The sequence below is a fragment of the Pseudomonas sp. S5D5 genome (genome assembly GCF_003013355.1).
Taxonomy (GTDB): domain Bacteria; phylum Pseudomonadota; class Gammaproteobacteria; order Pseudomonadales; family Pseudomonadaceae; genus Aquipseudomonas; species Aquipseudomonas aylmerensis.
In genome coordinates this window covers 526,121-539,731 of sequence record NZ_PTEO01000001.1, presented here as the reverse complement: position 1 = coordinate 539,731, position 13,611 = coordinate 526,121, and the positions used below count along the sequence as shown (strand labels likewise).

At 61.8% G+C, this 13,611-nt stretch carries 12 protein-coding genes and 1 pseudogene; 8 read left to right on the top strand and 5 right to left on the bottom strand.

All coding sequences use genetic code 11. The features are described 5' to 3' along the window. Window positions 1-6 precede the first annotated feature (6 nt). The 7 genes from C9990_RS02545 (at window position 7) to pqqE (ending at window position 6,592) form a co-directional block, all read left to right on the top strand. Entirely contained in the window at window positions 7-801 is a 795-nt protein-coding gene (locus C9990_RS02545; RefSeq protein WP_106802470.1) for a carbon-nitrogen hydrolase family protein, read from the top strand. Window positions 802-849: 48 nt separating this feature from the next. Further along, window positions 850-3,216 (top strand): pyrroloquinoline quinone biosynthesis protein PqqF, encoded by a 2,367-nt coding sequence (gene pqqF / locus C9990_RS02540; RefSeq protein WP_106802469.1) that lies wholly within the window; start codon window positions 850-852, stop codon window positions 3,214-3,216. A gap of 159 nt (window positions 3,217-3,375) precedes the next feature. Continuing rightward, on the top strand, window positions 3,376-3,450 hold the full coding sequence (gene pqqA / locus C9990_RS02535; protein WP_003194766.1) for a pyrroloquinoline quinone precursor peptide PqqA: 75 nt from the start codon (window positions 3,376-3,378) through the stop codon (window positions 3,448-3,450). A gap of 71 nt (window positions 3,451-3,521) precedes the next feature. Further along, window positions 3,522-4,433 (top strand): pyrroloquinoline quinone biosynthesis protein PqqB, encoded by a 912-nt coding sequence (gene pqqB / locus C9990_RS02530; RefSeq protein WP_106802468.1) that lies wholly within the window; start codon window positions 3,522-3,524, stop codon window positions 4,431-4,433. A gap of 11 nt (window positions 4,434-4,444) precedes the next feature. After that, window positions 4,445-5,197 carry a pyrroloquinoline-quinone synthase PqqC gene (pqqC, locus tag C9990_RS02525; RefSeq protein ID WP_017138042.1) on the top strand — a complete coding sequence of 251 codons (753 nt, stop codon included), beginning with the start codon at window positions 4,445-4,447 and terminating at the stop codon, window positions 5,195-5,197. Beyond that, window positions 5,194-5,469 (top strand): pyrroloquinoline quinone biosynthesis peptide chaperone PqqD, encoded by a 276-nt coding sequence (pqqD, locus tag C9990_RS02520; RefSeq protein WP_106802467.1) that lies wholly within the window; start codon window positions 5,194-5,196, stop codon window positions 5,467-5,469. The genes pqqC and pqqD overlap by 4 nt, the downstream gene beginning before the upstream one ends. Continuing rightward, window positions 5,462-6,592, top strand: a complete 1,131-nt coding sequence (gene pqqE / locus C9990_RS02515) for a pyrroloquinoline quinone biosynthesis protein PqqE (protein WP_065904671.1) — start codon at window positions 5,462-5,464, stop codon at window positions 6,590-6,592. Before pqqD ends, pqqE begins: the two co-directional genes overlap by 8 nt. 5 nt (window positions 6,593-6,597) lie before the next feature. On the opposite strand, the gene C9990_RS02510 is transcribed toward pqqE, so the two are convergent. From C9990_RS02510 to C9990_RS02500, 3 genes and pseudogenes are all read right to left on the bottom strand, one after another. Continuing rightward, on the bottom strand, window positions 6,598-6,756 hold the full coding sequence (locus tag C9990_RS02510; protein ID WP_007904205.1) for a YqaE/Pmp3 family membrane protein: 159 nt from the start codon (window positions 6,754-6,756) through the stop codon (window positions 6,598-6,600). 96 nt (window positions 6,757-6,852) lie between these two features. Next, a pseudogene (locus tag C9990_RS32645) lies at window positions 6,853-6,960 on the bottom strand (helix-turn-helix domain-containing protein); the annotation flags it as partial. 172 nt (window positions 6,961-7,132) lie between these two features. After that, complete coding sequence (locus C9990_RS02500; protein ID WP_106802466.1) at window positions 7,133-8,401, bottom strand: aspartate aminotransferase family protein; 1,269 nt, start codon at window positions 8,399-8,401, stop codon at window positions 7,133-7,135. Window positions 8,402-8,610: 209 nt separating this feature from the next. Between C9990_RS02500 and C9990_RS02495 the strand changes: the two genes are divergently transcribed. Next, window positions 8,611-9,510 (top strand): LysR family transcriptional regulator, encoded by a 900-nt coding sequence (locus tag C9990_RS02495; RefSeq protein WP_065904676.1) that lies wholly within the window; start codon window positions 8,611-8,613, stop codon window positions 9,508-9,510. Between the two features lie 241 nt (window positions 9,511-9,751). On the opposite strand, the gene C9990_RS02490 is transcribed toward C9990_RS02495, so the two are convergent. Beyond that, the gene (locus tag C9990_RS02490; protein ID WP_106802465.1) at window positions 9,752-11,530 is read right to left on the bottom strand and encodes an acyl-CoA dehydrogenase C-terminal domain-containing protein; all 1,779 of its coding nucleotides are present in this window, start codon (window positions 11,528-11,530) and stop codon (window positions 9,752-9,754) included. A 247-nt stretch (window positions 11,531-11,777) separates the two neighbouring features. Next, entirely contained in the window at window positions 11,778-13,547 is a 1,770-nt protein-coding gene (locus tag C9990_RS02485) for an acyl-CoA dehydrogenase C-terminal domain-containing protein (RefSeq protein ID WP_106802464.1), read from the bottom strand. Window positions 13,548-13,611 lie beyond the last annotated feature (64 nt).

The window sequence follows — 13,611 nt, the reverse complement described above, 5'->3', positions numbered from 1 at the left end:
TTGAGGATGCGTGTCGCCCTGTACCAATGCCCGCCGTTGCCGCTGGATGTGGCCGGCAACCTCAAGCGTCTGCACCAGCTGGCGCATGAAGCTTCGGATGCCGATGTGCTGGTGCTGCCGGAGATGTTTCTCAGCGGCTACAACATCGGCGCCGAGGCGGTTGGCGCCCTGGCCGAAGCGCAGGATGGGCCATCGGCTCAAGCAATTGCCGAAATGGCGCAAAGCGCTGGCCTGGCGATTCTGTACGGCTATCCGGAACGCGCCGAAGACGGACAGATCTACAACGCCGTGCAATTGATCGACGCCCATGGCCAGCGCTTGTGCAACTACCGCAAGACCCATCTGTTTGGCGACCTGGACCACTCGATGTTCAGTGCCGGCGGCGATGATTGGCCGCTGGTCGAGCTCAACGGCTGGAAGCTCGGCGTCCTGATCTGCTACGACCTGGAGTTCCCGGAAAATACCCGCCGCCTGGCTCTCGCCGGAGCCGAGCTGATCCTGGTACCCACGGCCAATATGGTGCCGTTCGACTTTGTTGCCGACGTGACGGTGCGGGCACGCGCCTTCGAGAACCAGTGCTACGTGGCCTACGCCAATTACTGTGGGCATGAAGGCGAGATTCAGTACTGTGGGCAAAGCAGCATCGCCGCGCCGGACGGCCAGCGAATCGCCCAGGCAGGCCTGGATGAAGCCTTGATTGTCGGCACGCTGGATCACCAATCGATCCGCGACGCGCGCGCCGCCAATCACTACCTGCAAGACCGCCGCCCCGAACTGTACGGCGCACTGCACAAGCCCTGATCCTGCGGGTTTGCTAGCATAGGCACCTCTCTTGTTTCGGAAGTGCCCATGCCTGCGCCGGCCCACCCTCATCGCCAACACTTGACCCTGGCCAACGGCCTGCGGGTTTCCCTGCACCATGCGCCGCGCTTGAAGCGCAGTGCGGCGGTCTTGCGGGTGGCTGCCGGCAGCCATGATGTGCCGCTGGCATGGCCGGGACTGGCGCATTTTCTGGAGCACCTGTTGTTTCTCGGTACTGAGCGTTTTCCCACAGGCGAAGGCTTGATGGCCTACGTGCAACGCCAGGGTGGCCAAATCAATGCCAGCACGCGCGAGCGCACCACGGAGTTCTTCTTCGAGTTGCCGGTGGCGAGCTTGGCGCAGGGTTTGGAGCGGCTGGCAGACATGCTGACTCACCCGCGCCTGACGGTCGAAGACCAGTTGCGTGAGCGCGAAGTCCTGCACGCCGAGTATGTGGCCTGGTCCCAGGATGCCCAGGCGCAACAGCAGGTCGCGTTGCTGGCAGGCCTGGCGGCGGATCATCCGTTGCGGGGTTTTCATGCAGGTAACCGCGACAGCCTGCCGGTGGAGCGTGAGGCTTTTCAGCAAGCGTTGCGGGCATTCCACCAAGGGTTCTATCGCAGCGGGCAGATGACGTTGAGCCTTGCCGGCCCCCAATCGCTGGCAGACTTGCAAGCCTTGGCGCAGCAGTTCAGCGCAGCCCTGACCTCGGGGCCTTTGCAGCCCCAAGTCGAGCCGCCGCCACTGGCGCAAGGCCAGGCACCGAGTTATCAACATGTCGCCGATAACCACCTGCACCAGGTCATTACCTGCAGGGCTCCCCGCGAAGCACTGGATTTTCTCTGCACCTGGCTAAACGCCTCGGCGCCAGGCGGGCTGTTGGCGGAACTGAAAGCACGAAAACTCGCCAGCGCAGTGCAGGCGTCGGTGCTTTACCACTTCGCCGGGCAGGCAGTGCTGGATATCGACTTCACGCTCGCGAACCAAAGCGCTTCGACGACACACATCGAGGCATTGCTTTACGACTGGCTGAGCTTTTTCGCACACAGCGACTGGGCTTCACTGCGAGAAGAATTCGCCCTGCTGGCGGCGCGCCAACAGCAGGTGCAAGGCGCACTGGCCCTGGCCCGGCACGACAGCGAAGGCCTGACGGATGAGGACGTCGCGGCCCTCAAGACCCTGCTGGAGACCCTGCACCTCCCGTCCTGCGTACAGGCCTGGCAACTGCCGCCCAACAATCCGCTCCTGCGCCCACCCGCCAAGGACGAGCGCGCCGGCCTGATTCGCGGCCAAACCAGCGCCCACCGGGGCTTGCGCACCTTTGCCCAAGACCGTTCGCGGGGGCGGCGAGAGCTGTCGGCACTGACATTCAACCAAGGGTTGGCGAATGACAGCGATGAAGGCGCGCTCTACCTGCACTGGCGGTTTGAGGCTGCCGTAGCCGCCGGGCTGGATAGCACCTTGCAAGCGCTGCGCGAGAATGCTCGTCAGGCAGGTGTTGAAATGTCTTTCGAAACTGTCGGCAATGACTGGTTGGTGAAGCTGATCGGGCTGCAAGAGCCGATGCCAGCGATACTCGAGGCGCTGGCGCTCGACTTGAATCAACCGCAAGAGACGCCCAGCGCCCCGACACCGATGCTCGCGATCCGGGCATTGCTCAAGGCGCTCCCTGCCTGTTGCACCGCCGGCGTCAGCGTCTCCAGCGAACACCCCATGTCCTGGGCCACCGCACGTTGGCAAGGGCTTGGCGTCGGTTTGTCACCCGCCTCTGAAGTGGCGATCAAGGCTGCGGCCGCGCGCTTGCCCGGGCACGCAGCGCGACTGGAATCCACGTGCACCAGCATCAGCGGCCAACATCTCTGGCATCAACTGAACACCGACTCCGCAGAGGCGGCGTTGCTGCTGTTTTGCCCTGCGCCTACCCAGTCCCTGACGGACGAAGCCGCGTGGCGATTGCTCGGGCACCTGCTCCAGGGCCCCTTCTACCAACGTCTGCGCGTCGAGCTGCAGCTAGGCTACGCCGTGTTCAGCAGCGTCCGACAAATCAACGGGCAAATCGGACTGCTGTTTGGCGTGCAATCCCCCAGCGTTTCACTTGAAGGGATCCTTGAGCACCTGCAGGTTTTCCTGGCGCAGTTGCCTGCGCTGATCGACAGCCGCCCGCTGGATAACCAGGCCCTGGCGCAACAATTCACGGTCCAGGCGCTGCCCATCGCCCACGCCGCCGAACTGCTCTGGCAGGCGTATTTGGCCGGCCATCCGTCGGATTACCTCACGCGCCTGCAACAAGCGATCCAGGCCTGCACCCGCGAAGACCTGCTGCACGCCGCCCGACAGCTTGAGGGTGCTGCAGGCGGCTGGCGCTGCATCGCCAACGGCCCGCGCATCAACGATGCCTGGCAAGTGCCAGACTGATCATTGCCGCCCTTGCAAAAGGCTTTTGTTACCGAGACAGCGCTAACTTGAAAAGAATTGCGTAACATTCATACGCACACCTCTGAACATCTCCGACTGGAGGTGGACTATATGTATTACTTGGTAGTGAATGTCCCATCCCTTCGTAGGAGTAAGAATATGACCTGGTCCAAACCTGCTTACACTGATCTGCGCATCGGTTTCGAAGTCACCATGTACTTCGCCAGCCGTTAATCCGCTGGGTAATACAACGCCTCGGTTCGCCCGGGGCGTTTTTGTTTTGAGCTTTGCTTGATGGAGCGGCCATGTTTGTCCAGATTCTAGGTTCCGCCGCCGGCGGTGGCTTCCCGCAGTGGAACTGCAACTGCGTGAACTGCGCGGGTTTTCGTGACGGCAGCCTGCGCGCGCAGGCGCGCACCCAGTCGTCCATCGCGATTTCCGACGACGGCGTGAACTGGGTGTTGTGCAATGCCTCGCCGGATATCCGCGCGCAACTCCAAGGCTTTGCGCCGATGCAACCCGGCCGCGCCCTGCGCGACACCGGCATCAGCGCAATCATCCTGATGGACAGCCAGATCGACCACACCACCGGCCTGCTGAGCCTGCGCGAAGGTTGCCCACATCAGGTGTGGTGCACCGACATGGTCCATGAAGACCTGAGCACCGGCTTCCCATTGTTCACCATGCTCACCCACTGGAATGGTGGCCTGGCCTGGAACCGTATCGAACTGGACGCCAGCTTCACCATCTCGGCCTGCCCCAACCTGCGCTTCACCCCGCTGCCGTTGCGCAGCGCCGCGCCGCCTTATTCGCCGCACCGCTTCGATCCGCACCCAGGCGACAACATCGGCCTGATCGTCGAAGACCTGCGCACCGGCGGCAAACTGTTCTACGCCCCGGGCCTGGGCAAGGTCGACGCCCCATTGCTGGAAATCATGGCTGGCAGCGATTGCCTGCTGGTGGACGGCACAATGTGGGATGACGACGAAATGCAGCGCCGTGGCGTCGGCACCCGCACCGGCCGCGAGATGGGGCACCTGGCACAAAACGGCCCCGGCGGCATGCTGGAGGTGCTGGAACAGCTGCCGAAGCAGCGCAAGGTGCTGATCCATATCAACAACACCAACCCGATCCTCGATGAAGACTCCCCCGAGCGTGCCGAGCTGGGGCGACGCAATGTCGAAGTGGCTTACGACGGCATGAGCATTGAATTGTAGGAGTGATCGAAATGACTGACACACCGCTGACCACAGCCGAATTCGAAGCCGCGTTGCGCGCCAAGGGCGCCTTCTATCACATCCATCACCCCTACCATGTGGCGATGTACGAAGGCCGCGCCACCCGCGAGCAGATCCAGGGTTGGGTCGCCAACCGCTTCTACTATCAGGTGAACATTCCGTTGAAAGACGCCGCGATCCTGGCCAACTGCCCGGACCGCGAGATCCGCCGCGAGTGGATCCAGCGCTTGCTCGACCACGACGGCGCGCCCGGCGAAGACGGCGGCATCGAAGCCTGGCTGCGCCTGGGCCAGGCCGTCGGCCTTGACCCGGACCAGCTGCGCTCCCAGGAACTGGTGCTGCCCGGCGTACGGTTTGCGGTGGATGCCTACGTCAACTTTGCGCGCCGCGCCAGTTGGCAGGAGGCCGCCAGCAGCTCGCTGACCGAACTGTTCGCGCCGCAGATCCACCAATCGCGCCTCGACAGCTGGCCGCAGCATTACCCGTGGATCGACCCCGCCGGCTATGAGTACTTCCGCACCCGCCTCGGGCAGGCTCGGCGAGATGTCGAGCATGGCCTGGCGATCACGCTGCAGCACTACACCACCCGCGAGGGCCAGGAACGCATGCTGGAAATTCTCCAGTTCAAACTCGACATTCTGTGGAGCATGCTGGATGCCATGAGCATGGCCTATGAATTGAAACGCCCGCCGTATCACAGCGTGACCGAGCAGCGGGTCTGGCATAAAGGGATCACCCTATGAGCTTCGATCGCAGCAGAAAACCGACCTGGCGCCAGGGCTATCGCTACCAGTATGAACCGGCGCAGAAAGGCCATGTGTTGCTCTATCCCGAGGGCATGATCAAGCTCAACGACAGCGCCGCGCTGATCGGTGGCCTGATCGACGGCGATCGCGATGTCGCCGCGATCATTACCGAACTTGAGCGGCAATTCCCCGGCGTACCGGAGCTGGGCGAAGACATTGAGCAGTTCATGGAGGTCGCCCGTGCTGAGCACTGGATCACCCTTGCCTGACAAGCCGCCCATTGGCTTGCCATTATGGCTGCTGGCCGAGCTGACTTACCGCTGCCCGTTGCAGTGCCCGTATTGCTCCAACCCGCTGGATTTCGCCGAGCAGGGCAAGGAGCTGAGCACCGAACAGTGGTTCAAGGTATTTCGCGAGGCGCGTGAAATGGGGGCCGCGCAGCTGGGCTTTTCCGGTGGCGAGCCGTTGGTGCGCCAGGACCTCGCCGAGTTGATTGCGGAAGCGCGCAGGCTGGGCTTCTACACCAACCTGATTACCTCCGGCATTGGCCTCACCGAGCAGAAGATCAGCGACTTCAAGAAGGCCGGCCTGGACCATATCCAGATCAGCTTCCAGGCCAGCGACGAACAGGTGAACAACCTGCTGGCCGGTTCGAAAAAAGCCTTCGCGCAAAAACTCGAAATGGCCCGCGCGGTCAAGGCGCACGGCTACCCGATGGTGCTGAACTTCGTCACCCATCGGCACAACATCGACAAGATCGACCGCATCATCGAGCTGTGCATTGCGCTGGAGGCGGACTTCGTCGAGCTCGCCACCTGCCAGTTCTACGGCTGGGCGCAACTCAATCGTGTGGGCTTGTTGCCGACCCGCGAGCAACTGGTGCGCGCCGAACGCATCACCAACGAATACCGCGCCAAACTGGAAGCCGAAGGCCACCCGTGCAAGCTGATATTCGTGACGCCGGATTACTACGAGGAACGCCCGAAAGCCTGCATGAACGGCTGGGGCAGCATCTTCCTGACCGTGACACCGGACGGCACTGCCCTGCCCTGTCACGGTGCCCGACAGATGCCGGTGCAATTTCCGAATGTGCGTGACCACAGCATGCAGCACATCTGGTACGACTCGTTCGGTTTCAACCGCTTTCGCGGCTACGACTGGATGCCCGAGCCGTGCCGCTCATGCGACGAAAAAGAGAAGGACTTTGGTGGCTGCCGCTGCCAGGCCTTCATGCTCACGGGGGATGCGAGCAACGCCGACCCGGTGTGCAGCAAGTCCGAGCAGCACGGCATCATCCTGCAAGCGCGGGAAGAAGCCGAGCATGCCACCCAGACCATCGAGCAACTGGCCTTTCGCAATGAGCGCAACTCAAGGCTCATCGCAAAAGGCTGACGGCCTCAGCGCTTGGCGATGATGTACACCGCGTGCACGATGCCGGGAATGTAGCCGCACAGGGTCAGCAGGATGTTCAGCCAGAACGCGCCGGCGAAACCTACCTGCAGGAACACACCCAGTGGCGGCAACAGAATGGCGATGATGATACGAATGAAATCCATGGGATCAGCTCCAGAAAATCGGCTCGTGTGAGCCGTCTAGCTAATCGACCTTGGGCGTTCGTGAGGGTTCAGTGGGATCTGGCACTGGGCCATCCTTCAGGTCAGGATCTGCAACCCGTGTTTTCGCACGATGCTCAGCAGCTTTAGCGCCATGCCGCTGGGTTGTTTCTCGCCGGACTCCCATTTTTTCACCGTGGAGGCGCTGATGAGTGCCCGGTCGGCATTCCTTGCCGACGTCCGCTAAAAAGCCATTGTTTTCACTGACGCTCAATCAACCTTTTCAATCCAAAAATTTCACCGACAAAAAAACGCCCCCAGCCAAAAGAATCAGGCTGGAGGCGCCGCGTATGCCGCGAGACGGTTCGAGAATCAGGATTTAAACGGCGATGCCCTTGCGGCATTGCAGTTGGGCTGTGCGCACGCGGGAGAAGGCACGGGCCAGGCGCAGGAGCATTTCGTCGATGTTGCTCTTGCTCACCGTCAGGGCCGGGGTGAAACGCAGGCAGTTAGGTTGTGGCGCGTTTAGGATCAGGCCTTCATGCAGTGCGGCTTTTACCACTGCATCGGCAGAATCATCCGACAAGGTCAGTCCCCAGATCAGGCCGTGGCCACGCAGTTGGCCATGGTCGTAGCGATAGGCCAGGCGGGCAAGGCCTTCGCCCAGGTAGCAACCCGACTCACGCACCTGTTCAAGAAAACCGTGCCCCAGCACCGTATCGAGTACCGCCAGCCCGGCCGAGGCCATCAGCGCATTGCCATGATGGGTGCCTTCCAACTCGCCCGCCGCAAAGCAACAGGCTTTGCCACGCGCCAGCAGTGCCGCCAACGGAACGCCGCCGCCCAGGCCTTTGCCGAGGGTGAGAATGTCGGCGCGCACGCCGTACTGCTGTTCGGCGAGCAAGGCGCCGCAACGGCCGAGGCCGGTCTGGACTTCATCGAGGATCAGCAGGATCCCCAGTTCCCGGCACAGGCGCTCGACGCCTTTGAGGTAGTGCTCGGTCGCAGGGATCACGCCGGCTTCGCTCTGGATCGGTTCCAGCATGATCGCAACGGTTTGCGCATCGACGGCGGCATGCAGCGCCGGCAGATCGTTAAAGGGCACATGGCTGAAGCCCGGCAGTTGCGGTTCAAAGCGGTTTTCACCGGCATTCGACGAGGCAGCCATCGCGGCAAAACTGCGGCCATGGCAACCGCTGCTGGCGCTGATGATGCGGTAGGCGCCACCCCGGTGCAGTTGGCCCCATTTGCGCGCCAGCTTGATCGCCGCTTCGCACGCCTCCGCGCCGCTGTTGAGCAGGTACGCCTGGTCGCTGCCGGTGCGGTGGCACAGGCGGTCGACAAGGTTGAGTTGGGCACGGTTATGCAAGCCGATACCGGGATTGATCAGTGCCTGGGTCTGGTCGGCCAAGGCTTTGATCAGCACCTGCGGGCTGTGGCCGAGGCTGTTGGCGGCATTGCCCTGGCTGAAATCCAGGTAGGCACGGTCGTCGCTGTCCCACAGCCATGAGCCCTGGCCGCGTACGAAGACCTGGGCAGGCCGCGCGACGGTAGGCATCAGGCAGTCACTGGACAGGTCGTGGTGGGAGGCGTCCTCGATCAGGTCGTCGAGGCTCGGCACAGGGCGGCGCATATTGAACAGATTCACACTTCACCCCCGATGGCAAGCACACCATGGTGGGTCACCCCTGCACTCACGGCCTTGAGGTTTTTTGCGTTGCCTATGTAAATACCATCAACATAAACACTGTTCATTGCCCGATCCGGCCCTGTAAGCCCTGCGAATAGGCGCTAGACTAGGCGTCTCGGGGGCCAACGGCCATTTCGATTTTCCAGCTTTTTCGATAAGAAAGACTTATGGATTTCAAGCAACTGCGTTATTTCGTCGCGGTGTATGAAGAAGGCCACGTAGGCCGCGCGGCTGAACGCCTGTCGATCTCACAACCGGCGTTGTCGCAACAGATTCGCCAGCTGGAGCAGAACCTCGATGTGAGCCTGTTCGAGCGCAGCAGCAAGCGCCTGCTGCCGACCCTCGCCGCCCACACCCTGTACAACCACGCCCTGCCGCTGATCGATGGCATGCAGCAGGCCGTCGAAGCCTTGCGCAACTTCAAGGGCCAGGCCATGCGCACCTTGGCCATCGGCGTGCTGCAAACCGTGCACACCAGCCTGGTCCCGCAAATGCTTGAACGCGTGCGCAAGGCCCAGCCGCACCTTGTGGTGCAGATCTACGAATTGACCGGGCTGGAGATCGAGCGCCGCCTGCTCAACGGCTCGCTGGACATCGGCATCAGCTACCTGCCGCCGCGCCAGCCAGGCCTGCACGGCGTGCTGCTGTATGAAGATGAGTTGAAAGTCGTCATCCCTGAAGACCACCCCTTGCGGGAATTCAAGAAAGTCTCGCTGAAACAGGCGGCCGAGTTGCCGATGTTGCTGCTGGGCGAAGAATTCCAGGTGCGGCAGATCTGGCAAGGCCAGTTGTCCAACCTCGGGCGCCGGCCGCAGGTGCAGGCCGAACTGAATACCATGGTGGGAATTCTCGACAGCCTGCCACATACCAAGCTGGCCACGGTGCTACCGGGGCGCTCGCAGGACGAGCACAACAGCAAGGCATTGCTGTGGAAACCCTTGAGTGAACCCAGGGTGCCATTGAAGGTAGGTTTGGTGTGCCGCGATGTGCAGCGCCAGCAGGCGACGGTGGCATTGCTGCGCACGCTGCTGGAAGACGTGATGAACGCCCCGCCGGTACAGCCGTGAAGTGGGCGGTCCGGATTTTTTCGTGGGCAAAAGAAAACCCCGCCGAAGCGGGGCTTTGCAGACTGTTTCCCTGACATCCATTTCACTCCGCCGTCCTGGCAGAATCCTACGTGTCCGTGTTGTTGCTTTGCGCTTCCTGCGCGACGTCCATGTGAAGTAGATTATCCGTGGATCCAATTTGGCGATAGAGGACGAATAGCAGTACGTCATGTAAGAGAATGCTTACACGACCTCTACGCTGTTAAAACAGGGCTTCATCCAGCAGGAACAGCGATTCGCTGCCGGCTTTGACCGACGCACTCAGTGAATGAATACGTGGCAGCAGGCGGGCGAAGTAGAAGCGCGCGGTCCCCAGTTTGCTGGCGTAGAAATCTTCCTCAGCCTCTTTGCCCAACGCTGCCTTGGCCATGCGCGCCCACATATAGGCATACGCCAGGTAGCCAAAGGCGTGCAGGTACTCCACCGATGCCGCGCCGATTTCATTCGGGTTGGCCTTGGCGCGATCCAGCACCCAGGCGGTCAATTCATCCAGGTTATCCAGCGCTGCGCTGAGCGGACGGGTGAACTCACCCAACTCGGCGCCCGCGGTGGTGATGAACTGGCGGATTTCATCAGCGAACAACCGGTAGAACGCGCCGCCGCTGCCGACGATCTTGCGCCCCATCAAGTCCAGCGCCTGGATGCCGTTGGTGCCTTCGTAGATCTGCGTGATGCGCACATCACGCACCAGCTGCTCCTGGCCCCACTCACGGATGTAACCGTGACCACCAAACACCTGCTGGCCGAGCACGGTGGTTTCCAGGCCGAGGTCGCTGAGGAACGCCTTGGCCACAGGCGTCAGCAACGCCACCAGGTTATCGGCATGCTCGCGCGCCGCCGCGTCTTCGCTGAACTTGGCGATGTCCAGTTGTGTCGCCACGTAGGTGGAAAACGCCCGACCGCCTTCGTTGGCGGCTTTCATGGTCAGCAGCATGCGACGCACGTCCGGATGGACGATGATCGGGTCGGCCACTTTGTCCTTGGCCTGGGCGCCAGTCGGCGCACGACTTTGCAAACGGTCGCGCGCGTATTCAATCGCGTTCTGGTAGGAGCGCTCGCCCGACGCCAGGCCCTGGATACCCACACCCAGGCGCTCGTAGTTCATCATCGTGAACATCGCCGCCAGCCCACGGTTAGGCTCGCCCACCAGGTAACCCACGGCTGCGTCGAAGTTCATCACACAGGTGGCGGAGGCCTGGATGCCCATCTTGTGTTCGATGGAGCCACAGGTCACCGGGTTGCGCGCGCCCAGGCTGCCGTCGGCATTGACCATGAATTTCGGCACCAGGAACAGCGAGATGCCCTTGGGACCGGCCGGCGCGTCCGGCAGTTTGGCCAGCACCAGGTGGATGATGTTTTCAGTGAGGTCGTGTTCGCCACCGGTGATGAAGATCTTGGTCCCGCTGATCGTGTAGGAACCGTCCGCCTGAGGCTCGGCCTTGGTGCGGATGATGCCCAGGTCGGTCCCGGCGTGCGCTTCGGTCAGGCACATGGAACCGGCCCACTCGCCGGAGTACATCTTCGGCAGGTAGGTTGCCTTGAGTTCTTCGCTGGCATGGGTGTTGATCGACACACAGGCGCCGGACGTCAGCATCGGGTACAGGCCGAATGCCAGGCTCGAGGAGTTGATCATCTCTTCGACCTGCGCCGACACCGCCTTGGGCATGCCCATGCCGCCGAAGATCGGATCACCGCCTACGCCCACCCAACCGCCTTCGGCGTAGGTTTTGTAGGCCTGTGGATAACCATCCGGCGTGGTGACCACGCTGTCCGCCCAACGACAACCCTGCTCATCGCCACCGCGACTGAGCGGGGCGATGGATTTGGCGGTGACTTTGCCGGCTTCTTCGAGGATTGCCTCTACGGTTTCGGCGTCAACGGTGTCTGCCAATGCCGGCAATTGGGCCCAAGTCTTGGCGACCTCAAAAACTTCGTTGAGGACGAAGCGCATATCACGCAGCGGCGCTTTGTAATCAGCCATGGCAAACCTCGTGAGAACGTTAAAAGTAATTCGGTAGGATCGGTTTTACAGGCTCCGAGTGTAACTGAACAACTTTTGAGACACATAGGGTCCATTCGTGACCATTCAGTATTTATAAGTCACACACGAGTCTAATATGGCAGCGGGCTTGCTCGCGAAGGCGCTGTGTCAGTCACCTGGGGTGCTTCTGACACATGACCTTCGCGAAGCAAGCCCGCTGCGCAGTTAGCGCTTGGAGAATCCGTGCCTACAGTGCAAACAACTGCGCCGGCAAGCTCATCAGGCACTCGCTGCCCGCCTCCACAGCGGCGCGGTGAGTCGCTGTACGCGGCAGCAAACGCTTGAAGTAGAAGTCGCAGGTAGCCAGTTTGGCTTGGGCGAACTCGGCGTCGTCGTGTGCCTGAGCCGCTATTGCCATACGCAACCACAAGTAGGCCAAGATGATGTAGCCGCTGTACATCAGGTAATCCACGGCCGCTGCGCCGACTTCATCGGGGTTCTTCATCGCGGCGGTGCCGACCTTCACCGTCAACTCGCCCCACTCCTGGTTCAGCTGATTGAGTTGCGCCACATAAGCCTTGAGCTGCGGATGCTCGGCATTCGCCGCGCAGAACTTATGCACAATTTTGGTAAAGCCGCGCAACAACTTGCCCTGGCTGCCGAGCACTTTGCGCCCCAGCAGGTCGAGGGCCTGGATGCCGTTGGTGCCTTCATAGATCGGTGCAATCCGCGCATCGCGGGCCAGTTGCTCCATGCCCCATTCGCGGATGTAGCCGTGGCCGCCGAAAATCTGCATGCCGTGGTTGGTCACCTCCAGCCCAGTGTCGGTCATAAAGGCCTTGCAGATCGGGGTGAGGAACGCCAGCAGGTCTTCGGCCTCCTGGCGTTGGCCGGCGTCGCTGCCCAAGTGCGCGGTGTCGAGCAATTGCGCGGTGAAATAGGTCAGCGCGCGGTTGCCTTCGTTGAAGGCTTTCATGGTCAGCAACATGCGGCGTACATCGGCATGCACGATGATCGGGTCGGCGGGTTTCTCCGGGGCCTTGGCGCCGGTCAGCGAGCGCATTTGCAGACGGTCGTTGGCGTACTTGACCGCGCCCTGGAAGCTCGCCTCGCCATTGCACAAGCCCTGCATGCCGGTGCCCAGGCGCGCATGGTTCATCATGGTGAACATGCAGTTGAGGCCTTTGTTCGCCTCGCCAATCAAGAAGCCTTTGGCACCGTCGAAGTTGAGCACGCAGGTGGCCGAACCCTTGATACCCATCTTGTGCTCGATGGAGCCGCAGTGCACCGCGTTGCGTTCGCCCGAATCGGCATGGAACTTGGGCACGATGAACAACGAGATGCCCTTGGTACCCGCCGGCGCATCCGGCAGCTTGGCCAGCACCAGGTGGATGATATTGGCGCTCATGTCGTGCTCGCCGGCCGAGATGAAGATCTTGCTCCCGGTGAGCGCATAACTGCCATCCGCCTGGGGCACGGCGCGGGTCTTGATCAGGCCCAGGTCGGTGCCGCAATGGGCTTCGGTCAGGCACATGGTGCCGGTCCATTCACCGGCGGTGAGTTTGCCCAGGAAGGTGGCCTTCTGTTCGTCGGTGCCGTGGGCGTGGATCGCCGACATCGCGCCGTGGGTCAGGCCCGGGTACATCCCCCAGGAGGTGTTGCTGGAGCCGATCATCTCGCTGAGCACCAGGCCGAGCGATTGCGGCAGGCCCTGGCCACCGTAGGCCGGATCCGCCGCCACGCCGTGCCAGCCGCCCTCCACATACTGGGCGAAGGCCTGCTTGAAGCCCTTGGGCGTGGTGACCACGCCATTGTCGAAATGGCAGCCTTCTTCATCACCGCTGCGGTTGAGCGGTGCGAGCACGTTCTCGCAGAATCTGGCGCCTTCTTCGAGGATGGCACTGACCATGTCCGGGCTGGCATCCGTCGCGCCCAAGGCCGCGTAGTGGCCGTGGAAATCAAACACGTTATAGATCAGAAAGCGCATGTCGCGCAGAGGAGCTTTGTACTCAGGCATGGCAATGTCTCCGGCAGCAGATGGTTTTAACCTACTGCCGGCCGGCGCCCCGGACAATCACTGT